Source organism: Stenotrophomonas sp. a6 (assembly GCF_030913325.1).
GTDB classification, from domain to species: Bacteria; Pseudomonadota; Gammaproteobacteria; order Xanthomonadales; family Xanthomonadaceae; genus Stenotrophomonas; species Stenotrophomonas maltophilia.
Genome location: NZ_CP133161.1, coordinates 4,471,786 through 4,493,718, shown reverse-complemented (window position 1 = coordinate 4,493,718; position 21,933 = coordinate 4,471,786). Strand labels below are relative to the sequence as shown.

Genomic DNA, 21,933 nt, shown 5'->3' with positions numbered 1-21,933 from the left:
CAGCAATAATCGTCCGGTGGCCGGGGCATGGACGCGACAAGGCGCCCAAACACAGGCCTGAAAGGGGGGAAATGGATGGCTCAGACTACCACCGAGCGCCCGCCTTCGGAATGCTTGTCCCCTACTTATTCACAAAAACATCCACAGCTATTGCACAGCCCGGTGAATTCGCGTAGCTGCAAGGGGTTGACTTGGGGCAGGGTACCTCTCTAGAATTTCCGGTTCTTTCCGTCCCATTCATACGAGAGGCCCCCAATGGCCACGAAGCGCACCTACCAGCCCAGCAACCTCAAGCGTAAGCGCGACCACGGCTTCCGTGCCCGTATGAAGACCGCTGACGGCCGCAAGATCCTGTCGCGTCGCCGCGCCAAGGGCCGCAAAGTCCTGAGCGCCTGATTGCCATGCCGCACCCCGCGGCAGACGCAATCCCTTCGACAGTGAATACTGCAGACCCGCGCAAGCGATTCCCTCGCTCTGCGCGGGTTCGCACGCGTGCCGAATACTCAACGGTCTTCAACGGCGCCCGCCGTGTGTCCGATCCGCTGATGACCCTGCACTGGCTGCCGGCTGACCGGCCGGCCAGGCTGGGTCTGGCGGTTTCCCGCAAGGTTGATCCGAACGCCGTCGGGCGTAACCGGATCAAGCGCGTCCTGCGCGACATCCTGCGTCAGACACGTACCGACATCCAGCCAGGCGACTTTGTCGTCGTGGCTCGTAGTGCTGCGCGTTCCGCCAGCAACGACGAGATCCGCCAGGCCTTCCTGCGCCTGCTGCGTCGCCTGCGTGCATTGCCCACGCCGGGCGTGGACGGCACAATGCCGCCGCCTGATGGCATCGCAACTCCTTCTTTGACCGAGCCGGCATCGCGTCCCGGCCCCGCCGAGCCTGTCCGCTGATGAACCAGACCCGCGTATTCCTCATTTTTGCCTGGCTGATGGTGGCCGTGCTGCTGTGGATGGAGTGGAGCCGTGAAAAGGCTGCTCCGACCCCGGCACCAACCACCACGTCGGCCCCGGCCGCCGCACAGAGTGTTCCGGGCGCGAACCCCGGCGCCATCCCCAGCGCCCAGGTGCCGGGCGCCCCCGGCCAGGCCGCCGCACAGGCCCAGGCCAGCGCTACCCCGGCCAGCCAGCGCGTGACCGTCACCACCGACGTGCTGCGCCTGGTGCTCGACGGCGGTCGCGTGCTCGATGCCGAGCTGCTGCAGTTCCCGCAGACCAAGGACGAAGGCAGCCCGCCGGTCCGCCTGCTGACCGAAGACCCCGCGCACCCGTACAGCGCGATCAGTGGCTGGGCCAGCGAAGACAGGAACACCCCGGTCCCCGGCGCCGACGGCTTCAAGCTGGTGGGTGACACCAAGGACTTCGTGCTGGCCAAGGGCCAGAACGAGCTGCAGATCCCGTTCGTGTGGACCGCCGACAACGGCGTGACCATCAAGCGCACCCTGACCGTCTCGCGCAACGAGTACGCCGTGCGCTTCAAGGACGAAGTCAGCAACGCTGGCGCCGCGCCGTGGAACGGCTACGTCTACCGCACCCTGGACCGCACCCCGACCATCCTGTCGCGGAGCATGACCAACCCGGATTCCTTCAGCTTCAACGGTGCCACCTGGTACGACAACGACAAGAAGTACCAGCGTCGTGCGTTCAAGGACTACCTGGAAGACGGCACGCTGAACCAGAACATCACCGGCGGCTGGCTGGCGATGCTGCAGCACCACTTCTTCACCGCCTGGATCCCGCAGAAGGACCAGACCGCACACTACGTGCTGTCGCAGGTGGCCGGTCGTGACCTGATCGAAGCGCGTGGCCCGGCCTTCACCGTGGCCCCGGGCCAGTCCACCAGCACCGAAGCCCGCCTGTGGGTCGGCCCGAAGCTGGTCAACCTGATCGCCAAGGAAGACGTGCCGGGCCTGGACCGCGTGGTCGACTACAGCCGCTTCTCGATGATGGCGGTGATCGGCCAGGGCCTGTTCTGGGTGCTGAACCAGGTGCACAAGCTGGTCGGCAACTGGGGCTGGGCGATCGTCGGCCTGGTGGTGCTGCTGAAGCTGGTGCTGTACCCACTGTCGGCAACCCAGTACAAGAGCGGCGCCAAGATGCGTCGTTTCCAGCCGCGCATCGCGCAGCTGAAGGAACGCTATGGCGATGACCGCCAGAAGTTCCAGACCGCGATGATGGAGCTGTACAAGAAGGAAAAGATCAATCCGATGGGGGGCTGCCTGCCGATCCTCATCCAGATGCCGATCTTCTTCGCCCTGTACTGGGTGCTGGTGGAATCGGTCGAACTGCGCCAGGCGCCCTGGTTCGGCTGGATCCAGGACCTGACCGCACGCGACCCGTACTTCATCCTGCCGGTCATCAACGTGGCAGTGATGTGGTTCACCCAGAAGCTGACCCCGGCACCGGGCATGGACCCGATGCAGCAGAAGATGATGCAGTTCATGCCGCTGGTGTTCGGCGTCATGATGGCCTTCATGCCGTCCGGCCTGGTCCTGTACTGGGTGGTCAACGGCGGCCTGGGCCTGCTGCAGCAGTGGTGGATGACCAAGCGCCATGGCGGCGAGCCGGTCCCGGCCACCACCGCGCCGGCCCCGGTCAAAAAGAAGTAATCCCGACCTGTAGAGTCGACTGTTGGTCGACTGGCAGTAGAGCAGTCGACCAACAGTCGACTCTACTACCGCCCCGGTCGATGAGAAGCCCGCCGCAAGGCGGGCTTTTCGCATGCGGCGTTAGAATCGCCGGCACACCGTTCCTCCCACCTTCGAGTCCACCATGCAGCGTGCGTCGTCGTTCCGCCTGTTCCTGCCGTCGCTGTTGTTGACCCTGGTCGTTGCCGGCTGTGGCGACAAGGACGCGAAGGCGCCGGCGACCACGGTCACCCAGCCCAGCGCGCAGGCCGCGGCCGCCGCCGATCCTGCCGCTGCACCGTTGCTGGCCGCGCTGCAGAAGCAGCTCGACGGCTACCGCCGCATCATCGTGCTGCTGGCCGACGAGGAACAGCAGTCGGCTGCCGACCGCGGTACCTCCACGCGCGTGGGCCAGCAGCTGTTCCACGATGGCCTGGAACAGCGCACGGCCATCGCCGCGCAGTTCGACACGCTGCTGCGCGGCTCCAGTCCGCAGCGCTTCGCCACCCTCGGCACCGTGCTGGACTACATCGAGTCGGCGCCGGAACTATTCGACGCCGACCGCCTGGCCTTCCGCGAAGTGCTGCGTGACCTGCATGAACGGGTCGGCACCGATTCGTCGCTGCCGGCGGTGAAGCTGCACCAGCGCATCGGTGAGGACCTGGAGGCGCTTGATGAGATCGAGCGCAACTACAACCAGGAACTGACCCGCATCTTCAGCCGCTTCGAGCGCACCCGCGCCATCGAACTGAAGCGTGAGAAGTGGGACGACTACATCGCCCACCTGCACAAGGACTACAGCCGCGAAGCGATCCTGCGCGACTATGGCGTGATCGAGCCGTACCCGATGTCGATGAAGGACAGCGACCGCGAGATCTTCGGCCGCGACCTGCCGGCCAAGACCGTTGTGCTCACCTTCGACGATGGCCCGCACAAGGCCTACACCGATGAAGTGGTGGCCATCCTCAAGCGCTACGATGTGCCGGGCGTGTTCTTCGAAGTGGGCCGCAACCTCGGCAAGGTCGAGGCCGACGGCAAGGTCAGCCTCGGCCCGATGGCGAAGATCAGCCGCAACCTGATGGAAGAGGGCTATGCGGTCGGCAATCACAGCCTGACCCACGCCCAGCTGTCGCGCACCACCGGTGACGCGCTGCGCCAGCAGGTGCTGGACACCGACACGCTGCTGAAGGATGTCGACAGCAAGCGCGCGCCGCTGTTCCGCTTCCCCTATGGCGCACGCAATGCCGAAGGCCTGCAGCTGCTCAACGAAGCCGGGCTGAAGTCGATCATGTGGAACATCGACTCGATGGACTGGGCCGACCCGGTGCCGGAATCGATCGTGCAGCGCGTGCTCGACCAGGTGAACAAGGAACAGCGCGGCATCATCCTGTTCCACGACATTCACGATCGTGCGGTGAAGGCGCTGCCGCAGATCCTCGACCGGCTGATCGCCGATGGCTACCAGTTCGCTGGCTGGAACGGCCGCGACTTCACGGTCGCCCGTGCGCGCAAGGGCGCGACCAACGATGCCACCGTCACCACCGGCTACGAGAAGTCCTGGGCGATCGTGGTCGGCATCGACAACTACGCCAAGTGGCCGAAGCTGGAGTACGCCAGCCAGGATGCGCAGGCGGTGGCCGATACCCTGACCGGGCAGTTCGGCTTCCCGTCCTCGCAGGTGATCGTGCTGAAGAACGAGCAGGCCACGCGCAACAACATCCTGGCTGCCTTCCACGACCGCCTGGCCGATGACCGCACTGGCAAGAACGATCGCGTGTTCGTGTTCTTCGCCGGCCATGGCGCGACCCGCCAGCTCGCCTCCGGGCGCGACCTCGGCTACATCATCCCGGTCGATTCGGACCCGAAGGAATTCGCTACCGACGCCATCGCGATGACCGACATCCAGAACATCGCCGAGAGCATGCAGGCCAAGCACGTGATGTTCGTGATGGATGCCTGCTACAGCGGCCTGGGCCTGACCCGTGGCGGTCCATCGTCGTCGTCGTTCCTGCGCGAGAACGCGCGGCGCAGCGCGCGGCAGATGCTGACCGCCGGCGGTGCCGACCAGCAGGTGGCCGACGCCGGTCCGAACGGCCACTCGGTGTTCACCTGGGTGCTGCTGCAGGCATTGGCCGGCAAGGGCGACCTCAACGGCGATGGGCTGATCACCGGTACCGAACTGGCCGCCTACGTTGCGCCGGCCGTCTCAGCCGTTTCACACCAGACCCCGGCCTTCGGCAGCCTGCCCGGTTCGCAGGGCGGCGAGTTCGTGTTCCAGGTGCCGGACAGCCAGGAGTTCCTCAATGCCGATACGCGCCAGTTGACCGCCGATGCGATCGCACTGAACAACAAGGTTGAAGCCGCCAGCGAAGCCAAGGGCAGCCAGGCGCCGGTGACGGTGGCTGACCTGCAGGGCGGCAAGGCCAAGCTGGTGGTGCCCACTGCGGGCCCGGCGTCGGATCGCCAGCGCGCGCAGCAGGCCAATGACCGCGGCCTGCAGCTGTACCGCGAGAAGCAGTACGACGAGGCGGTGGCGCAGTTCACCGAGGCACTGAAGCTGCGTCCGGACTTCGCCCAGGCCGCCAACAACCTCGGCTTCGTCTACTACCGCCAGCAGCGCTATGCCGAAGCGGCGCGCTGGCTGGAGAACACGCTGAAGATCGACCCCTCGCGTGCAGTGGCCTATCTCAACCTGGGTGATGCCTACTTCAACGCCGGCGACAAGGCCAAGGCCAAGCAGGCCTACACCACCTACCTGGCCTTGCAGCCGCAGGGCAGTGGCGCTGCACAGGCGCGCGCACAGCTGGAGAAGCTCTGAGCCATGAACGACGCGATCCGCACCGACACCATCGTCGCCATCGCCAGCGCCCCTGGCGCCGGCGGTGTCGGCCTGCTGCGCCTGTCCGGCCCGCGTGCTGCGGCCATCGCCAATGCACTGGGCGCACCTGCACTGCGTCCGCGCCACGCGCACTACGCGCGCCTGCGTGATGCCGACGGCGAGGTCATCGACGATGGCATCGTGCTGTGGTTCCCGGCACCGAACAGCTTCACCGGCGAGGAAGTGGTGGAACTGCAGGGCCATGGCAGCCCGGTGCTGCTGCAGCAGCTGGTCGCGCGCTGCATCGCGCTCGGCGCGCGCCAGGCGCGGCCGGGTGAGTTCAGTGAACGGGCATTCCTCAACGGCAAGCTCGACCTGGCCCAGGCCGAGGCCATCGCCGACCTGATCGCTGCGGGCGACAACCGCGCCGCGCGCGCGGCACGTCGCTCGCTGGATGGCGTGTTCTCGCGCCGCATCGACGCCGTGGTCGAGCAGCTGGTGCTGCTGCGCATCCACGTGGAAGCGGCCATCGATTTTGCCGACGAACCGCTGGATACGCTCGGTGGCGCTCAGGTGCGGCGTGGGCTGGAACAGGCGCGCAGCGATCTGGCCCTGCTGCGCCGCGATGCCGAACGCGGCCGTCGCCTGCGCGATGGCCTGCACGCGGTGCTGATCGGTCCGCCGAACGCCGGCAAGAGTTCACTGCTCAACGCGCTGGCCGGCAGCGAACGCGCCATCGTCACCGACATCGCCGGTACCACCCGCGACACCCTGCGCGAAACCATCCGCCTGGACGGCCTGGAGCTGACCCTGGTCGACACCGCCGGCCTGCGCGACGGCGGTGACGCCATCGAACGCGAAGGCATGCGCCGCGCCCGCGTGGAAATCGAGCGCACCGACCTGGCGCTGATCGTGCTGGATGCGCGCGATCCGGCGGCCGGCGAAGCAGCGCTGGGCGAGGCCGTGGCGGCGGTGCCGCACAAGGTCTACATCCACAACAAGTCGGACCTGCTGGAGGCGTTGCCAGCACTGGACGATCCGGACCGCGTGTTCGTCTCGGCTGCGACCGGCGCCGGGCTCGACGATCTGCACGCGCGTCTGCGTTCGATCGCTTCGGCCGGGGCAGGGGAGCAGGTGGACGGCGAGTTCTCCGCGCGCACGCGGCATGTGGATGCGATTGAACGCGCGCAGGAGCACGCGCAGCGCGCCGACGGCGAGCTGGCGCACGAGCACCTGGAGCTGGCCGCCGAGGAACTGCGGCTGGCGCATGACGCGCTGGGCGAGATCACCGGGCAGATGAGTGCCGATGACCTGCTGGGCAGGATCTTCTCCAGCTTCTGCATCGGCAAGTAAGCCTTGGTAGTGCCGGCCGCTGGCCGGCAACCCAGCCGAACGAGCTCCTCGGGATCGCTACGGGGTCGGATCCCCTGCGGGGATCCGACCCCAGATCCCCCACCTGTCACATTGCCGCCGCATACTGACGCCCATCACATACCGCTTGGGGAAGTCGCAGTGAAGTCGTGGGGTTGTGCGTTGCTGTTGTCGCTGGCCGTGGCACCATCGGTGGCCATGAGTGCTGAATCCTCCACCCCGGCCGCGCACAAGGTGTCGGTCTATGGCCATCGCGGGGCGAGCGCGTTGCTGCCCGAGCACACCCTGGCCGCCTATGCGCAGGCGATCGCCGATGGCGCCGACTACATCGAGCCGGACCTGGTGATGACCAGGGACGGAGTGATGGTCGCCCGCCACGAGAACGAGATCAGCGGCACCACTGATGTGGCCTCGCATCCCGAATTCGCCAGCCGCCGCACCAGCAAGGTCATCGACGGGCAGAAGGTGGACGGCTGGTTCACCGAAGACTTCACCCTGGCCGAGCTGAAGACCCTGTACGCGCGCGAGCGCCTGCCGGAACTGCGCAGCACCGCCTATGACGGCCAGTTCCGCATCGCCAGCCTGGACGAGATCCTCGCATTCCTTGTCCAGCAGGCCGGGCGTGCCAACCGTGGCATCGGCCTGGTGCCGGAGATCAAGCACCCGACCTACTTCCAGTCGATCGGCCTGCCGATGGAAGACAAGCTCCTGACCGCGCTGCGTGGCAATGCCTATACCAACGTCGGCCCGGTCACCATCCAGTCGTTCGAGACCGCCAACCTGCGCTACCTGCGCGGCAAGATCCCGCGCGGCAGCAACATCCGCCTGCTGCAACTGCTGTGGAAGGGCGACACCCAGCCGGCCGACATCGCCAAGGCCGGTGGCAAGCTGACCTACGCCCAGATGATGACGCCGGCAGGACTGAAGGACATCGCCAGCTACGCCGACAGCATCGGCCCGGAACTGCGCTCGATCATTCCGCTGGACGCCAAGGGCGCGCTGAGCACTCCGACCACGCTGGTACAGGACGCACATGCAGTGGGCCTGATGGTGATTCCGTACACCTTCCGTCCGGAGAACCACTTCCAGGCCAGCAACCTGCGCAAGGGCGCCGACAACGCGCGCAATGCCGAGGGTTCGATTGCCGAGATGCGTGCCTATCTGGCCACCGGCATCGATGCCTTCTTCACCGATGACCCGGCACTGGGCCGGCAGGCGGTGGATGGCATGGGCGCGGCGGGGAATGCGGCGAACTGACGGACTCTGGTAGGTGCCAACCTTGGTTGGCACACAACAACCGCCGACCAAGGTCGGGCACTACCGGATCATGAGGGTGCCGGCCAGCGGCCGGCACTACCGGGGCATTTTCAGCCGCGCGGCTCGTCTGGCCGGCGGAATGGAATCACCACGTAGTCCTGACCTTCGCGCGGCTGCCACAGCACCGGCACGCGCTGCGGTGACGGCGGTTCCAGCTCGTCGTCGGCCAGCGGTTCGGCCTCGTCTTCTTCGTCTTCCCAGCTGTAGCGCGGGCGCGGCGGCAGCGGGTCGGCGTTGCGGAACAGCAGCGCGGCGATGATGCCGGCGAAGGCGCCGCCCATGTGCGACTGCCAGGACACGCCGTCGGCGTGCGGCAGGATGGTCATCAGCATGCCGCCGTAGAACAGCATGCCGATCAGGCCGGTGGCAATCGCTGCACGGTCGCGGCGCAGCAGGCCCAGGCTCGCCAGCAGGAACATCAGGCCATGGGTGACGCCGCTGGCGCCCAGGTGCACGCTGCCCGGATTGCCCAGCATCCACGCACCGATGCCCGAGCCCAGCCACAGCAGGGGCAGGGCGCGCACGGTGGCTTTCGGGTAGACGCTGCCGGCCAGCGTGCCCAGGATCAGGATCGCGATGCTGTTGGCGGCGATGTGCTCGACCGAGGCATGCAGCATCGGGCCGCCGATCAGGCCAAGCAGGCCCTTGGCTTCCAGCGGCGCGACCGCCCACGGCCGCCAGTCGAAGGTGCCCTGCAGGGCGAACACGGCCACCAGCACCAGCACGGCGGCCAGGCTGACATTGAACGCCCGCAGGATGCGCGAGCGGTCATTGCGGGGGGCCGGCAGGTCGCCAGCGGGCAGGGGCGCGTTGTTGTCCATACCTCAGCAATGGCGGTGACTGGCGCGAAACCAAGGCCACCGCAACGGGAGAGTGGGTGCGGCCGGCGGGACAATCCCGCCGGCCGGCCATGATCAGGTGTGGCCGGAGCCTTCCTTCGGCGGGTACTTCAGGCTCAGTACCACGGTGGCGGCGATGATCACCGCGACCACGCCCAGCGACACCGGGGTCGGGATCTTGAACAGGTCGATGATCATCATCTTGATGCCGATGAAGCCCAGCACCAGCGCCAGGCCATACGGCAGCAGGTGGAAGCGGTCGGCCATGCCGGCCAGCAGGAAGAACATCGCGCGCAGGCCCAGTACCGCGAATACGTTGGAGGTGAGCACGATGAACGGGTCGGTGGTGATCGCGAAAATCGCCGGGATGCTGTCCACGGCGAAGATCACGTCGGTGACCGCGATCAGGATCAGCACCGCGAACAGCGGGGTGAACCAGCGCACGCCGTCGCGCTTCACGCTCAGTGCGTTGCCGGCATAGTCCGGCAGCAGGCGCAGGTGCTTGCGCATCCAGCGCAGGGCGGGATTGGTCTCCAGGTCCGGCTCCTGGCCGGCGGCGAACCACATCTTCCAGCCGGTGAACAGCAGGAAGGCACCGAACACGTAAAGCAGCCAATGGAACTGGCTGATCAGCACGCTGCCAGCGAAGATCATGATCGTACGCAGCACGATCGCGCCCAGGATGCCGATGATCAGCACCTTCTGGCGCTGCTCCTCCGGCACCGCGAAGTAGCTCATGATCATCAGGAACACAAAGATGTTGTCGACCGCCAGCGCCTTCTCGACCAAGTAGCCGGTCAGGAACTCGAGGCCGACCTTGTTGGCCACCACCTGGCCGGCGGTCTCATTCAGGTAGTACCAGAGGCCCGCATTGAACAGCAGGGCCAGCGCGACCCAGCCGATGGACCACCACAGGGCCTCCTTGAAGGTGACCTTGTGCGGTCCACCATGGCGCATCAACACGAGGTCGACCAGCAGGGCGATGACCACCACCGCTGCGAAGCCGCCCCACAACCACACGTTACCGATCGTCTGCATTGGGAATGTCCGTTGGAAAGATGAATGCCAGGCCGGACGGCGAGGATCTGCAACGGAGGATCGGGAGGGGGATCCAGGGACAGAGCTTCGCCAGTACGGCGAAGGTCTCGCTCGCAGTTCCAGTCGGCTGGAACTGCCGTTGCACCGGAGCCTGCGGGCTCGAAATGACGGCGACAACGTCTGGGAGCTACTCCCCTTCTGGCGCCGATTCTGCCGTCTGGCCCCGCCGCCGTCAAATGGGGGGGCCAGGGGTCGGATCCTCAAAGGGGCTCCGACCCCATTGTCGCCACACTGGGGTCAGAGCCCCTGCGGGGATCCGACCCCCGGCGCCCGGTTTACAATGGGTGGATGAATACCCCCCTTCCGATTGTCCGCCTCAAGAATGCGTGGCGTTCCAGCCACCCGTGGATCTTCCAGAAACTGGTCGAGAAACCGACCGTCCGGCCCAAGCCCGGTTCCATCGTCGACGTGGTCGGCATCGATGGCGAGTTCATTGGCCGCGGGTTCTACAACGGGCACTCGCGCATCGCCGTGCGCATCCTCGAAAACGACCAGAACGTGCCGGTCGATGCCGGCTGGTTCTCGCGCAAGATCGCCCAGGCGGTGTCGCTGCGCCGTGAGGTGCTGAAGCTCGACGCGGTCTCCGACGCCTGGCGCGTGGTGCACAGCGAAGGCGACGGCCTGTCCGGCCTGGTGGTGGATCGCTACGGCGACCTGGTGGTGGTCGAGTTCTTCGCCGCCGGCATGTTCCGCCACCGCGAATGGATCTACGACGCCCTGCGCGAGCAGTTCCCGGGCTGCCGTTTCCACAGCTTCGCCGACGAACACGTGCAGAAGCAGGAGAGCTTCGACTTCCACGGCAACACCACCACCGAGGCGTCGGTGATCACCGAGTACGGCATCAAGTTCCGCGCCGACCCGGCCGGCGCGCACAAGACCGGCTTCTTCGCCGACCAGCGCGAGAACCGCGAGTGGCTGAGCCAGCAGGTGGAAGGCAAGAGCGTGCTGGACCTGTGCTGCAATACCGGCGGTTTCGCCGTGTATGCCGCTGCGCGTGGCGCTTCGGAAGTGGTCGGCATCGACATCGATGAGGACGTCATCCAGATCGCCAAGGGCAATTCGCGCCTGAACAACGTGCGCCCGAAGTTCATCCAGTCCGACATCTTCCCGTGGCTGCGCGACGCCGCCAACCGCGGCGAGCAGTACGACGTGGTGATCCTGGATCCAGCGAAGATGACCCGCGACCGCGACCAGGTCATCACCGCGCTGAAGAAATACCTGGACATGAACAAGCTGGCGCTGGGCGTGGTCAAGCCGGGCGGCCTGTTCGCCACGTTCTCCTGCACCGGCCTGGTGGCCGAGGACCAGTTCCTCGACATGCTGCGCCGCGCGGCGTATTTCTCCGGCCGCACGATCCAGATCCTGAAGGTCGCTGGCGCCGGTCCGGACCATCCGTTCATGGCCCACGTGCAGGAATCGCGTTACCTGAAGGCCGTGTTCTGCCGCGTGGTCGACTGACCGCGGGACGATGTAGAGGCGAGCCGCGCCACCTGATCCTGGGGGCGCCATTGTTTCGAACGCATCGCAATGCGCGGGAAGCTGGCCGCTGGGCCGTGAATACGATTCATGCTCGACTCGCGGTGCCTGGCAGCCGAGCGTGAGCTCGACTCTACAAATCTGCTGGCTGCAGCGCTATGGTCGGGCTCTTCCCATTGCCGGTGAGAGCCCATGCCATCGTTGCGCCACCTGTCCGTCGTGCTTGCCCTGGCGCTGTGTGCGCCGCTGTCGGCTCATGCCATCGAGTTCAGCGCACAGGAACTGGCCCGCGCCAAGGCGCTGCAGCAGCGCCTGGTCACGCTCGACAGCCACCTGGATACGCCGGCCAATTTCGGCCGGACCGGCTTCGACATCGAGCAGCGCCACGACCGCAACGCACTCTCGCAAGTGGACTACCCGCGCATGGTCGAGGGCGCGCTGGACGGTGGCTTCTGGGCGATCTACACCGATCAGGGCGACCGCAGCCCAGCCGCGCACCTCGCCGAGCGTGACCATGGCCTGCAGCGGCTGCTGGAGATCCGCGAAATGCTGGCCGCCAATCCCGAGCGTTTCGCGCTGGCATTGACCGCCGATGACGCGGCACGGATCAAGGCCGCCGGCAAGCGCGTGGTCTACATCAGCATGGAAAACGCCAGCCCGCTGGTGGAAGACCCCAGCCTGCTCTCGTTCTACCACCGTGCCGGCCTGCGCCTGCTCAGTACCGTGCACTTCGCCAACAACGAGTTCGCCGATTCGGCCACCGACCCCAAGGGAGCGGAATGGAAAGGCCTGAGCCCGGCCGGCAAGGTCCTGGTGCAGCAGGCGGTGAAGCTGGGCATCGTGATCGACCAGTCGCATGCGTCCGACGCGGTGTTCGATGACCTGCTGGCAATGATGCCGGTGCCGTTCGTGCTGTCGCACAGCTCAGCCAAGGCGGTCTACGACCACCCGCGCAATCTTGATGATGCGCGCCTGCGCAAGCTGGCCAAGGCCGGCGGCGTGATCCAGGTGAACGCCTATGGTGGCTACCTGATCGACACCGCAAAGACGCCCGAGCGCAAGCAGGCCGAGGAAGCGCTGAGCAAGCAGCTGGGTGGCTGGGAAGGCATGGGCATCGAGCAGGGTGTCGCCCTGCTGAAGGCCGAACAGGTGCTGGACCACGAGCACCCGGTGCGCCATGCCAGCCTCGACGACTTCTTCGCCCACTTTGAGCACATCCTCAAGGTGGTCGGCCCCGAGCACGTGGGCATCGGCCTGGACTGGGATGGCGGCGGCGGCCTGAGCGACCTGCCCGATGTCAGCCAGCTGCCGAAGATCACCGCGTGGCTGCTGCGCAAGGGTTACACCGAGCAGCAGATTGCCGGCATCTGGGGCGGCAACCTGCTGCGGGTGATGCGCCAGGCGCAGGACTACGCGGCAAAGCAGGGCGGTTGACCGCCCTGCGGTAGTGCCGGCCGCTGGCCGGCATTGCCCGTATCAACAGGATGAGAGGTGCCGGCCAGCGGCCGGCACTACCGGTGATCCGGTTATTTCGCGATCAGCGCGTGGCGACGGCTGTACAGGAAGTACAGCACCAGGCCGGCCACGTTCCACAGCAGGAAATACAGCTGGGTGGTGTGCGGCAGGCTGAGGAACAGGTAGATGCAGCCCAGTGCGGCCAGCGGGCCGACCACGAAGGCCAGCGGCGTGCGGAACGTGCGCTCGCGGTTCGGCTCGCGCAGGCGCAGCACCACCAGGCAGATGCCGACGGCGGTGAACGCGGCCAGGGTACCGGCGTTGGCCAGCGCGGCAATCTCGTCCAGGCGCGCCACACCGGCCAGCGCCGACACCACCACTGCGGTGAACAGCGTGGTCGCCACCGGCGTGCCGGTGCGCGCGTTGACCTTGGACAGGCCACGCGGCAGCAGGCCATCACGGCTCATCACGAAGAAGATGCGGCTCTGGCCGTACAGGAAGGCCAGCAGCACGGTCGGCAGGGCGATGATCGCGATCACGCCGATCACCATCGCCGCGGTCGGATGGCCCAGCTGGCGCATGATCAGCGCCAGCGGCTCGGCGCTGTGGCCAAACACGGCGTAGCTCATCGCACCCACGGCGGCCAGCGCCACCAGCACGTAGACGATGGTGCAGCCGATCATCGAACCGATGATGCCGATCGACAGGTCGCGGCCCGGGTTCTTGGTTTCCTCCGCAGCGGTGGAGATCGCATCGAAGCCGTAGAAGGCGAAGAAGATGATCGCCGCCGCCGCCATCACGCCGTGCTCGACGCCATCGGGGCCCATCGACTTGGCGAAGCCATACGGCATGAACGGCTGCAGGTTGGCGCTGTCGAAGGCGGGCAGGGCCACGGCGACGAAGATGGCCAGCGCGATCAGCTTGAACACCACCAGGATGGCGTTGAGGGTGGCGCTTTCCTTGGTGCCGGCCATCAGCATGCCGGCCACCAGCCAGGTGATGATGATCGCCGGCAAGTTGATCATGCCGCCTTCCACGTGCGGGCCTGCCGCCAGCCAGGCCGGCAGGTGCACGTTCCAGCCGAACTGGGTGTGCACCCATTCGAGGAAGCCGACGAAGTAGCCGGACCAGCCCACCGCCACCGTACTCACCACCAGCGAGTACTCCAGGATCAAGCTCCAGCCCACCACCCAGGCAAACACCTCGCCCAGTGCACTGTAGCTGTAGGTGTAGGCACTGCCGGCGGCCGGCATCATCGTCGACAGCTCGGCGTAGGACAGCGCCGCACAGGCGCAGACCGCACCGGCGATGGCGAAGGAGATCAGCACGGCCGGGCCGGCCAGGTTGGCACCGACGCCGATCAGTGTGTAGATGCCGGTACCGACGATGGCGCCAATACCCAGCGCGATCAGGTGCGGCCAGCTGAGCGTCGGGATCAGACGCCTGCCGGCTTCGTGGACGGTGACGGAATCTAGGGACTTGCGCCGGAACAGGGACATGCAGGCCTCGGAAGGGGTGACTAAGAACGACAAGTTCCCGAGTGTGACCGAACGCAGCGCAGCATTACCACTGACGGGGGTCATGCATGGCGGGGCGCGCGCTGCACCCCGGCCACGCTGCCGGAATCGGCACAAATGCTGGCAGGGTTCGAAATGATTCGATCCCTCAAGGCGAGCCCGGAGGCGATTGAAGTACGAGAGCAGGGGCCAGATCGATGCTGACCCGCTGCGGATCGATCACCGGCGCCGCACCTTGGGTTCTCAACTGGGCCACCAGCACTTCGAAGCCATGCGCGCGGCCGAACGCGTGCTCGTCCAGGGTCAACGGCAGCAGCTGCAGGAAGTCGAATCGTCCCGATGGCAGTTGCTGGGGTCCCGGAAAGTGCAATGACGGCACGAAGACGGCCGCCTGCAGCATGCTCCCTGCGTGATCCACCGGCCCCCCAGCTTCAGCCGGTCCCATGGCGCCAACGGATTGCCGGGCATGCGTGAGTGGCACAGCAGCAGGTGGTACGCGGTGAACCAGCGCAAGGTGGTCAGCGCCCACGTCGCATCTTCCTGCGTCTCAAGCATCAGTTCGATTCCCCACCCCGAGTCTCCATCTTCGTGCCGCCCTTCCCAGGGGTTGGACAGGCCGGTGCTGACATAGATCCAGTGCCGTCGATCACCGTGCGGAGGGCACGCATTGACGCCGACATGCAGCCAGCGCGGGTCGATCTGCTCCTGCTTGAAGACGTTGCGCAGCAGATCCATGTCGAGGGGGTAGATCCCCGGTCCGGTATCGCCGAACAACCGCCGGTACAGCGTCTCCTCCCGATACTCCCAGCTGCGCTCCAGCAGGGTGTCGTCGTCGATGGTGCTCACTCAGCCACCCTGCCGGGCCAGCGGCAGCCGTCTTCCTGCCAGGCTTCGGGGTCGTCGTGGAAGGTGGTGCTGCGGCCATCGCGGGCGCGTTCGTAACGCAGATCCAGCACCAGGGCACCCTGCGTGCTCAGCAGGTAGCGGCCGTTGAGGCGTCCGTCGATGCGTTCTTCCCAGACGCTGTCGAACTGGTACGGGCGATCTTCGGCCAGCACCGTGGTCTCCATCGAGATCCGGTGCAGGGGCAGGCGCTCGCGCTGCCCGGCGTAGCGCACATCGGCCCGGCCGTCTTTCAGCCAGCGCCATTCCAGGTGGATGCTGTCATTGCGACCGCCGCTCAGGCAGCGATGGTCCTGCACGGTGGTGCCAGAGGCGGTGCCGGCGAGCAGTAGTGCGACCGCGGTTGCCAGCCAGGCCTTCATCCGTTCAACCCCAACCGGATGCCGAACCCGACAAGGAACAGGCCGGCCACGCGGCGCAGCGCATCGCTGATGCGCGGATGCTGGATCAGGCGGCGACGGGCCAGGTTGCCCACGCCGATCAGCATCGAGCAGTAGGCGATGCTGACCACCAGGATGATGCCGGCCAGGGCCGCGAAGGTGGCGATGCCCTGGTGCGCCTTCGGATCGATGAACAGCGGCAGGAAGGCCATGTAGAACAGGATCGCCTTCGGGTTGAGCAGGCTGACCAGGATCGCCTGCTGGAAGTAGCGGCCCGGCTGCATGCGGATCGGACCAGCATCACCGCCCTCGTGCTTCGGCGTGCGCAGCAGGCTGATGCCCACCCATACCAGGTAGGCCGCACCCAGGTACTGCACAGCGTGGAAGACCAAGGGGTTGGCCTTCAGCAGTGCGGCGACACCGGCCAGCGCCAGCCACATCAGGATCTGGTCACCCACCAGCAGGCCGGCCAGTGCGGTGTAGCCGCCGCGCACGCCGCCCCGACCGGTGGCGGTCAGCAGGGTGAAGGTGCCGGGGCCGGGCAGGGCGAGAAACACCAGCACAGCGACCAGAAACGTCCACAGGTCCTGGATGCCCATCCACGGCATGGCGGTGTTCTCTCTTACGGGGGGCCGCCATTGTCGGCCAGCACCGGGGTGGGCGACAGGGGGCGGGGAAGTCCATCGGGCATGCCAGACAGCAGCGGTTGCAGGTGCTGGCGCAGCTGCGCGTGCAGTTGCCGTACCGCGGGCGAGAACTGCTTGCGGTGCGGGCATACCAGCTGCAACGGAATGCTGCTGCCAACACCGTCGAGCAGCAGCTGCAGGCGCCCGGCCAGCACGTCCTCGCGCAGGTCCAGCCAGGACTTGTAGGTGATGCCTTCGCCGGTCACCGCCCAGCGCCGCACCACGTCGGCGTCGTCGCAGACCAGCGGGCCGCGCACCGGGATCACCGTGCGGCGCCCGTCGACCTCGAACGACCAGCGATCGTAGGCGCGGCCACTGAGCTGGTAGACCAGGCAATCGTGCTCACGCAGTTCGTCCAGGCGCACCGGCGTGCCCCGTCGCTGCAGGTAATCGGGCGAAGCCGCGAGCACACGACGGTTGCCTTCGAGCAGGGGCAGGGCCACGTAGCTGGCGTCGTCGAAGTGGCCGATGCGGATGGCCACGTCGACCGGATCGCGGAACACGTCGGCCACTTCATCGGACAGCCGCAGGTGCAGGCGCAGCCGTGGATGCGCGGCTCGGAACGCGGTCAGCCACGGCAGCAGCAGGTTGCGACCGAAATCCGACGGTGCCGACAGCTGCAGCGTGCCGTGCAGTTCGGCGTCCTCGCCCTGTACGCGGGCCCGCCCTTCGCGCAGGGTAGCCAGTACCTCCTGCGCATACGGCAGGTACAGCGCGCCCTCGCCGGTCAGACGCAGGCTGCGGGTGGTGCGCACGAACAGGCGCAGGTCCAGTTCGCGTTCCAGCCGCGCCACGGCAGCAGCGACCTGGCCGGGTAACAGATCGGCCTCGCGGGCCGCCTGCGAGAAGCTGCCCAGTGCGGCCGTGCGGACGAACAACTGCAGGTCGTCGAAGCGGATCATCTTCATTGCCGGAGTGAAAGTGCTGCCCGATTCTGCGCCTTTCTGAGCGACCGTGCGCGGCGCAACCTGTGCACTCCTTCCCCACCGGACCGCTGCCATGCGCGCCATTGCCTACACCCACGCCGGCCTGCCGATCGATGATGCCCAGGCCCTGATCGACATCGAACTGGAGCTGCCGCAGCCCGGCCCGCGTGACCTGCGCGTGGCGGTACGCGCGGTGGCGGTGAACCCGGTCGACACCAAGGTCCGTCGCGGCGTGGCCACCGATGGCCCGCGCGTGCTGGGCTGGGATGCGGTCGGCATCGTCGACGCGGTGGGCAGCGAAGTCACCCTGTTCCAGCCTGGCGACGCGGTCTACTACGCCGGCGTGATCGACCGCCCGGGCAGCAATGCCGAGTACCAGCTGGTGGACGAGCGCAGCGTCGGCCGCAAGCCGGCCAGCCTCGATGATGCCGCCGCCGCCGCGCTGCCACTGACTGCAATCACCGCCTGGGAGCTGCTGTTCGACCGCCTGCGCATCCCCGAGGGCGGTGGCGAAGGCCAGACCCTGCTGGTGATCGGTGCTGCTGGCGGTGTCGGTTCGATCCTGGTGCAGCTGGCGCGGAAGCTGACCAGGCTGACCGTGATCGGCACCGCCTCGCGTCCGGATACCCAGGACTGGGCGTACGCAATGGGCGCACACCACGTGATCGACCACAGCCTGCCGCTGGCCGAGGGACTGGCACGGCTGGGCATCAGCGAGGTGCAGCACGTGGCCAGCCTGACCCACTCCGAGCAGCACTACGCGCAGATCGTGGAGCTGCTGGCGCCGCAGGGCCAGTTCGGCCTGATCGACGATCCGGGCCAGGTGGACGTGATGGCGCTCAAGCGAAAGGCACTGTCGCTGCACTGGGAGTCGATGTTCACCCGCCCGCTGTACAAGACCGCGGACATGCAGCGCCAGCACGACCTGCTGAACCGGGTGGCCGAGCTGATCGATGCCGGCGTGCTGCAGACAACGCTGGGCGAGCATTTCGGGCGCATCGACGCGGCCAACCTGCGGCGCGCGCATGCGCTGCTGGAGAGTCACCGCGCCAAGGGCAAGATCGTGCTGGAAGGCTGGTAACGCTGGTTGTTCCCGCGTCCTCGGGGTCAGATCCCTTTCCCGTTGGGAAAGGGATCTGACCCCTGCCTCAGGCCACGCCGTTGTCGACGTGTTCGGCAAAACCGGGCTGCTGGCGCAGGCGTTCGAACCACGCCGCGAGGTGTGGCAGCGCGGGCTTGTGGCCGGGCGTGCTGCGCCAGCGCTGGGTCGACAGCCCCAGCACGATATCGGCGAGGGTAAAGGTGTCGCCCGCCACATAGCCGTCGGAAGCGGCCAGCTGTGCATCAAGCACCCCCATCAACCGGTTCCACTGCGCCAGGCTGGCCTCGGCGCGGGCATCGTCCGGGTAGTCCGGATGCTGGCGCACGCGCGCCATGAACACATGGCGCCAGGCGCTGTTGAGGTCGCTGGACTGCCAGTCCATCCACTGCTCCACCCGGGCCCGGGCCTGCGCTGCTGCGGGCAGCAGGTCGTCACGGCCGGCGCGGTCGGCCAGGTAGCGGCAGATGCTGTTGGATTCCCACAGCACGAAGTCGCCATCGCGCAGCACCGGTACCTGCCGATTCGGATTCAGTGCGGCCAGCAGGTCCGCGGATGGCGCAGGCTCGTGGCGCAGGGGCAGATCCAGCCCCGCGCACAGCCACAGCACCTTGCGCACGTTGATGGAGGTGGGCTTTCCGTACAGAGCGAGCATGGTTCTGGCGCAGCAGCTGAGACTCCGCCAGCCTACACTTGCCCCATGCAAACCGAATATCTGCTCATTGGCGGCCTTCTATTGGCCGTGCTCATCCTGCAGCTTGTCGCCCTGCTGCGCCGCCCGCCGCACGACCGCCTCGAACAGGCGGTGCGTGAGGAGGCGCGCGCCGGGCGCAGCGAGCTGCGCGAACAGCTCGATGGCTTTGCCCGCGCGCTGACCGATCTGTCCACCCGCACCGACCAGCGCCTGGACCTGCTGCGCGAGGCGCTGGGCGAGGACGCCCGCAAGGCGCGTGCCGAGGCGGCGGAGAGCCAGCAGCGTGGCGCCGCACTCATGGGGCAGCGCCTGCAGGAACTGCGCGGCCAGCTGGAAACCTTCGGCCAGCAGCAGGAAGCGCGCATCCACGCCTTCGGCCAGCAGCTGCAGGAACTCACCGGGCGGACCGATACCCAGCTGGGCGCGCTGCGCCAGACCCTGGTGGACGATGCGCGCAAGGGTCGTGAGGAAGGTGCGCAGTCGCAGCAGCGCCTGACCGAAAGCCTTGGCCTGCGCCTGCAGGAACTGACCCAGCGCAACGAACAGCGCATCGCCGAGATGCGCGCCACGCTGGAAGAGCAGCTGCGCGCGCTGCAGAACGACAATGCGCAGAAGCTGGAGCAGATGCGCCACACCGTGGACGAAAAGCTGCAGTCGACGCTGGAAACACGCCTGGGCAACTCCTTCAAGCTGGTTTCCGAGCGCCTGGAACAGGTGCAGCGCGGTCTTGGCGAGATGCAGCAGCTGGCCACCGGCGTTGGCGATCTCAAGCGTGTGCTGACCAACGTCAAGAACCGTGGCAGCTGGGGCGAAGTACAGCTGGAGAACATCCTCGAACAGACGCTCACCCAGGAACAGTACGCGCGGGCAGTGAAGGTACGCCCGGACAGTGGCGAGATGGTCGATATCGCGGTGCGCCTGCCGGGCCGCAGCAGCGACGACACGCCGGTGTGGCTGCCGATCGACTCCAAGTTCCCGCGCGAGGACTACGAGCGCCTGCTCGACGCGCAGGAACAGGGTGACGCCGAGGGCGTGCGCCTGCAGGGCATCCAGCTCGAACGCGCGGTGCGCGTGCAGGCCAAGTCGATCTGCGACAAGTACATCGCGCCGCCGCACACCACCGACTTCGCGGTGATGTTCCTGCCAACCGAAGGCCTGTATGCCGAAGTGATCCGGCGCCCGGGCCTGGTCGACCTGTTGCAGCGCGAGCACCGCGTGGTGGTGGCTGGACCGACTACGGTCACCGCGCTGCTCAACAGCCTGCAGATGGGCTTCCGCACGCTGGCCATCGAGCAGCGTTCCAGCGAGGTGTGGAGCCTGCTGGGTGCGGTGAAGAGCGAGTTCGGCAAGTTCGCCGGCATTCTCGAGAAGGCCGAGAAGCAGATCACCACGGTCGGCCGCAGCATCGGCGAAGCCAGCCGCAAGACGCGCACCATCGAGCGGCGCCTGCGCGGCGTGGAGTCGCTGGCGTCAGAGCAGGCGCAATCCCTGCTGGGCGGCCTGGCCGATGCTGATGCCACGGCCGAGGACGAAGGCAACGAAGGCGACGACGGCGACGAAGCCTGAGCTACGTCGACACGCCGCCTGCATGGTCGATGCGTATGCTGGCGGCCTGTCCTACTGGATCAGGTAACGCCATGCGCCTGCGCCTCTGCACCAGTCTCATCCTGACCGCGCTGCTTGTCGCCTGCAGCAGCGCACCGCCGGCTGCCAATCCGGCGGCGGCACCCGCCGCAGCCACCAGCCCCGAAGCAGCCGAGGCCTACCGCGAAGCGCGCGATGTGGACTGCCAGGCCGCTGGCGGCACCCTGCAGCGGCTGGGCCGGCTGCAGCGCGAACAGTGCGTGATTCCCTACGCCGATGCGGGCAAGGCCTGCAGCCGCAAGAGCGACTGCACGGGCCAGTGCCTTGCCGGCGGCGAAGTGGCGGTTGGCAGCCCCGCCACCGGCACCTGCCAGCGCGATGCCCGCCAGAACTTCGGCTGCCGCCAGCGCATTGATGAGGGCAAGGCGCAGGGCATGATCTGCGTGGACTGATCGTAGTGCTGGCAGCCTCATGAACCCTTGCGAACGATCGCACGATTGCCGGCCAGCGGCCGGCACGACCGACATCGCGCGGCGCTATGCTGGTGGGCCATTCCCCGCTGTTGCCGGAGCCCCCGCGTGAGCACTTCGATCCAGGACATTTCCCTCACCACCATCGACGGCCAGCCGTCCTCGCTTGCCGACTACCAGGGCAAGGTACTGCTGCTGGTCAACGTCGCCTCCAAGTGCGGCTTGACCCCGCAGTACGAAGGCCTGCAGGCGCTGTATGCGGAAAAGCACGCACAGGGCCTGGAAGTGCTGGGCTTCCCGGCCAACAACTTCCTCGGCCAGGAGCCGGGCAGCGAAGCGGAGATCCACCAGTTCTGCCAGCTCACCTACGATGTCAGTTTCCCGATGTTCTCCAAGATCAGCGTGGCCGGTGACGACACCCACCCGCTGTACCAGCAGCTGACCGCTGCGCAGCCGCAGTCGATCGGCGAAGGCCCGCTGCGCGAGCGCCTGGCCAGCAAGGAGATTCCGATCCACGCCGCGCCGGCGGTGCTGTGGAACTTCGAGAAGTTCCTGGTCGGCCGCGACGGCAAGGTCATCGCCCGCTTCGCCCCGGACGTGGCGGCTGACGACGCGCGCCTGCGCGAAGCCATCGAAGCCGCGCTGGCTGCCTGATCGGCCGGGGTCGGATC

Annotated in this window: 21 protein-coding genes; 12 read left to right on the top strand and 9 right to left on the bottom strand. The window is 67.0% G+C overall.

Annotated features, from left to right (window positions below; genetic code table 11):
• The first annotated feature begins 255 nt into the window (after positions 1 to 255).
• The 6 genes from rpmH (at position 256) to Q9Q79_RS20475 (ending at position 8,075) form a co-directional block, all read left to right on the top strand.
• Entirely contained in the window at positions 256 to 396 is a 141-nt protein-coding gene (gene rpmH / locus Q9Q79_RS20500) for a 50S ribosomal protein L34 (protein ID WP_005411729.1), read from the top strand.
• Between the two features lie 5 nt (positions 397 to 401).
• Positions 402 to 896 (top strand): ribonuclease P protein component, encoded by a 495-nt coding sequence (gene rnpA, locus Q9Q79_RS20495; protein WP_005411728.1) that lies wholly within the window; start codon positions 402 to 404, stop codon positions 894 to 896.
• Complete coding sequence (gene yidC / locus Q9Q79_RS20490) at positions 896 to 2,611, top strand: membrane protein insertase YidC (protein ID WP_012481686.1); 1,716 nt, start codon at positions 896 to 898, stop codon at positions 2,609 to 2,611. Before rnpA ends, yidC begins: the two co-directional genes overlap by 1 nt.
• 163 nt (positions 2,612 to 2,774) lie before the next feature.
• On the top strand, positions 2,775 to 5,447 hold the full coding sequence (locus Q9Q79_RS20485; RefSeq protein WP_201863876.1) for a polysaccharide deacetylase family protein: 2,673 nt from the start codon (positions 2,775 to 2,777) through the stop codon (positions 5,445 to 5,447).
• A 3-nt stretch (positions 5,448 to 5,450) separates the two neighbouring features.
• Positions 5,451 to 6,800, top strand: coding sequence for a tRNA uridine-5-carboxymethylaminomethyl(34) synthesis GTPase MnmE (gene mnmE / locus Q9Q79_RS20480; RefSeq protein ID WP_012481684.1), 1,350 nt, complete (start codon positions 5,451 to 5,453; stop codon positions 6,798 to 6,800).
• Between the two features lie 159 nt (positions 6,801 to 6,959).
• Complete coding sequence (locus tag Q9Q79_RS20475; protein WP_005411724.1) at positions 6,960 to 8,075, top strand: glycerophosphodiester phosphodiesterase; 1,116 nt, start codon at positions 6,960 to 6,962, stop codon at positions 8,073 to 8,075.
• A gap of 110 nt (positions 8,076 to 8,185) precedes the next feature.
• Here the strand turns inward: Q9Q79_RS20475 and Q9Q79_RS20470 are convergent, their stop codons facing one another.
• Both Q9Q79_RS20470 and Q9Q79_RS20465 read right to left on the bottom strand, forming a co-directional pair.
• A complete protein-coding gene (locus Q9Q79_RS20470; RefSeq protein WP_012481682.1) occupies positions 8,186 to 8,956 on the bottom strand; it encodes a rhomboid family intramembrane serine protease in 771 nt (256 codons plus the stop codon).
• A gap of 93 nt (positions 8,957 to 9,049) precedes the next feature.
• The gene (locus Q9Q79_RS20465; RefSeq protein WP_062606442.1) at positions 9,050 to 10,012 is read right to left on the bottom strand and encodes a TerC family protein; all 963 of its coding nucleotides are present in this window, start codon (positions 10,010 to 10,012) and stop codon (positions 9,050 to 9,052) included.
• Positions 10,013 to 10,360: 348 nt separating this feature from the next.
• On the opposite strand from Q9Q79_RS20465, the gene Q9Q79_RS20460 reads away from it, so the two are divergent.
• Both Q9Q79_RS20460 and Q9Q79_RS20455 read left to right on the top strand, forming a co-directional pair.
• A complete protein-coding gene (locus Q9Q79_RS20460) occupies positions 10,361 to 11,530 on the top strand; it encodes a class I SAM-dependent rRNA methyltransferase (RefSeq protein ID WP_005414966.1) in 1,170 nt (389 codons plus the stop codon).
• 210 nt (positions 11,531 to 11,740) lie between these two features.
• Positions 11,741 to 12,982, top strand: a complete 1,242-nt coding sequence (locus Q9Q79_RS20455; RefSeq protein WP_005411720.1) for a dipeptidase — start codon at positions 11,741 to 11,743, stop codon at positions 12,980 to 12,982.
• Positions 12,983 to 13,074: 92 nt separating this feature from the next.
• On the opposite strand, the gene Q9Q79_RS20450 is transcribed toward Q9Q79_RS20455, so the two are convergent.
• The 6 genes from Q9Q79_RS20450 to Q9Q79_RS20425 form a co-directional block, all read right to left on the bottom strand.
• Complete coding sequence (locus tag Q9Q79_RS20450; protein WP_005411719.1) at positions 13,075 to 14,502, bottom strand: amino acid permease; 1,428 nt, start codon at positions 14,500 to 14,502, stop codon at positions 13,075 to 13,077.
• Between the two features lie 166 nt (positions 14,503 to 14,668).
• Positions 14,669 to 14,920: a suppressor of fused domain protein gene (locus tag Q9Q79_RS20445; RefSeq protein ID WP_258016695.1), complete on the bottom strand. Its 252-nt coding sequence runs from the start codon at positions 14,918 to 14,920 to the stop codon at positions 14,669 to 14,671.
• Positions 14,824 to 15,366, bottom strand: coding sequence for a suppressor of fused domain protein (locus Q9Q79_RS20440; protein WP_258390957.1), 543 nt, complete (start codon positions 15,364 to 15,366; stop codon positions 14,824 to 14,826). The genes Q9Q79_RS20445 and Q9Q79_RS20440 overlap by 97 nt, the downstream gene beginning before the upstream one ends.
• Positions 15,363 to 15,785 carry a hypothetical protein gene (locus Q9Q79_RS20435; protein ID WP_005411717.1) on the bottom strand — a complete coding sequence of 141 codons (423 nt, stop codon included), beginning with the start codon at positions 15,783 to 15,785 and terminating at the stop codon, positions 15,363 to 15,365. The genes Q9Q79_RS20440 and Q9Q79_RS20435 overlap by 4 nt, the downstream gene beginning before the upstream one ends.
• Positions 15,782 to 16,411 carry a leucine efflux protein LeuE gene (gene leuE, locus Q9Q79_RS20430; RefSeq protein ID WP_005411716.1) on the bottom strand — a complete coding sequence of 210 codons (630 nt, stop codon included), beginning with the start codon at positions 16,409 to 16,411 and terminating at the stop codon, positions 15,782 to 15,784. The genes Q9Q79_RS20435 and leuE overlap by 4 nt, the downstream gene beginning before the upstream one ends.
• A gap of 14 nt (positions 16,412 to 16,425) precedes the next feature.
• Positions 16,426 to 17,397 (bottom strand): LysR family transcriptional regulator, encoded by a 972-nt coding sequence (locus tag Q9Q79_RS20425; protein WP_044571094.1) that lies wholly within the window; start codon positions 17,395 to 17,397, stop codon positions 16,426 to 16,428.
• A 91-nt stretch (positions 17,398 to 17,488) separates the two neighbouring features.
• Here Q9Q79_RS20425 and Q9Q79_RS20420 point away from each other — a divergent pair, with 91 nt between their 5' ends.
• Positions 17,489 to 18,496 carry a zinc-binding alcohol dehydrogenase family protein gene (locus Q9Q79_RS20420; protein ID WP_012481679.1) on the top strand — a complete coding sequence of 336 codons (1,008 nt, stop codon included), beginning with the start codon at positions 17,489 to 17,491 and terminating at the stop codon, positions 18,494 to 18,496.
• Positions 18,497 to 18,563: 67 nt separating this feature from the next.
• On the opposite strand, the gene Q9Q79_RS20415 is transcribed toward Q9Q79_RS20420, so the two are convergent.
• On the bottom strand, positions 18,564 to 19,169 hold the full coding sequence (locus tag Q9Q79_RS20415; protein WP_012481678.1) for a glutathione S-transferase N-terminal domain-containing protein: 606 nt from the start codon (positions 19,167 to 19,169) through the stop codon (positions 18,564 to 18,566).
• 45 nt (positions 19,170 to 19,214) lie between these two features.
• On the opposite strand from Q9Q79_RS20415, the gene rmuC reads away from it, so the two are divergent.
• The 3 genes from rmuC to Q9Q79_RS20400 all read left to right on the top strand — a co-directional run bounded on the left by rmuC (position 19,215) and on the right by Q9Q79_RS20400 (position 21,916).
• Positions 19,215 to 20,774 carry a DNA recombination protein RmuC gene (gene rmuC / locus Q9Q79_RS20410; protein WP_005411712.1) on the top strand — a complete coding sequence of 520 codons (1,560 nt, stop codon included), beginning with the start codon at positions 19,215 to 19,217 and terminating at the stop codon, positions 20,772 to 20,774.
• Between the two features lie 71 nt (positions 20,775 to 20,845).
• Positions 20,846 to 21,244, top strand: a complete 399-nt coding sequence (locus Q9Q79_RS20405; RefSeq protein ID WP_005411711.1) for a hypothetical protein — start codon at positions 20,846 to 20,848, stop codon at positions 21,242 to 21,244.
• 126 nt (positions 21,245 to 21,370) lie between these two features.
• Positions 21,371 to 21,916, top strand: coding sequence for a glutathione peroxidase (locus tag Q9Q79_RS20400; RefSeq protein ID WP_049417750.1), 546 nt, complete (start codon positions 21,371 to 21,373; stop codon positions 21,914 to 21,916).
• The last annotated feature ends 17 nt before the right edge of the window (positions 21,917 to 21,933 follow it).

Excerpts from the sequence above, each read along its gene's own strand:
- rpmH (WP_005411729.1), top strand. The coding sequence starts at position 256 with ATGGCCACGAAGCGCACCTACCAGCCCAGCAACCTCAAGCGTAAGCGC.
- rnpA (WP_005411728.1), top strand. The coding sequence starts at position 402 with ATGCCGCACCCCGCGGCAGACGCAATCCCTTCGACAGTGAATACTGCA.
- yidC (WP_012481686.1), top strand. The coding sequence starts at position 896 with ATGAACCAGACCCGCGTATTCCTCATTTTTGCCTGGCTGATGGTGGCC.
- Q9Q79_RS20485 (WP_201863876.1), top strand. The coding sequence starts at position 2,775 with ATGCAGCGTGCGTCGTCGTTCCGCCTGTTCCTGCCGTCGCTGTTGTTG.
- mnmE (WP_012481684.1), top strand. The coding sequence starts at position 5,451 with ATGAACGACGCGATCCGCACCGACACCATCGTCGCCATCGCCAGCGCC.
- Q9Q79_RS20470 (WP_012481682.1), bottom strand. The coding sequence starts at position 8,956 with ATGGACAACAACGCGCCCCTGCCCGCTGGCGACCTGCCGGCCCCCCGC.
- Q9Q79_RS20465 (WP_062606442.1), bottom strand. The coding sequence starts at position 10,012 with ATGCAGACGATCGGTAACGTGTGGTTGTGGGGCGGCTTCGCAGCGGTG.
- Q9Q79_RS20460 (WP_005414966.1), top strand. The coding sequence starts at position 10,361 with ATGAATACCCCCCTTCCGATTGTCCGCCTCAAGAATGCGTGGCGTTCC.
- Q9Q79_RS20455 (WP_005411720.1), top strand. The coding sequence starts at position 11,741 with ATGCCATCGTTGCGCCACCTGTCCGTCGTGCTTGCCCTGGCGCTGTGT.
- Q9Q79_RS20450 (WP_005411719.1), bottom strand. The coding sequence starts at position 14,502 with ATGTCCCTGTTCCGGCGCAAGTCCCTAGATTCCGTCACCGTCCACGAA.
- Q9Q79_RS20445 (WP_258016695.1), bottom strand. The coding sequence starts at position 14,920 with ATGCTGCAGGCGGCCGTCTTCGTGCCGTCATTGCACTTTCCGGGACCC.
- Q9Q79_RS20435 (WP_005411717.1), bottom strand. The coding sequence starts at position 15,785 with ATGAAGGCCTGGCTGGCAACCGCGGTCGCACTACTGCTCGCCGGCACC.
- leuE (WP_005411716.1), bottom strand. The coding sequence starts at position 16,411 with ATGCCGTGGATGGGCATCCAGGACCTGTGGACGTTTCTGGTCGCTGTG.
- Q9Q79_RS20425 (WP_044571094.1), bottom strand. The coding sequence starts at position 17,397 with ATGAAGATGATCCGCTTCGACGACCTGCAGTTGTTCGTCCGCACGGCC.
- Q9Q79_RS20420 (WP_012481679.1), top strand. The coding sequence starts at position 17,489 with ATGCGCGCCATTGCCTACACCCACGCCGGCCTGCCGATCGATGATGCC.
- Q9Q79_RS20415 (WP_012481678.1), bottom strand. The coding sequence starts at position 19,169 with ATGCTCGCTCTGTACGGAAAGCCCACCTCCATCAACGTGCGCAAGGTG.
- rmuC (WP_005411712.1), top strand. The coding sequence starts at position 19,215 with ATGCAAACCGAATATCTGCTCATTGGCGGCCTTCTATTGGCCGTGCTC.
- Q9Q79_RS20405 (WP_005411711.1), top strand. The coding sequence starts at position 20,846 with ATGCGCCTGCGCCTCTGCACCAGTCTCATCCTGACCGCGCTGCTTGTC.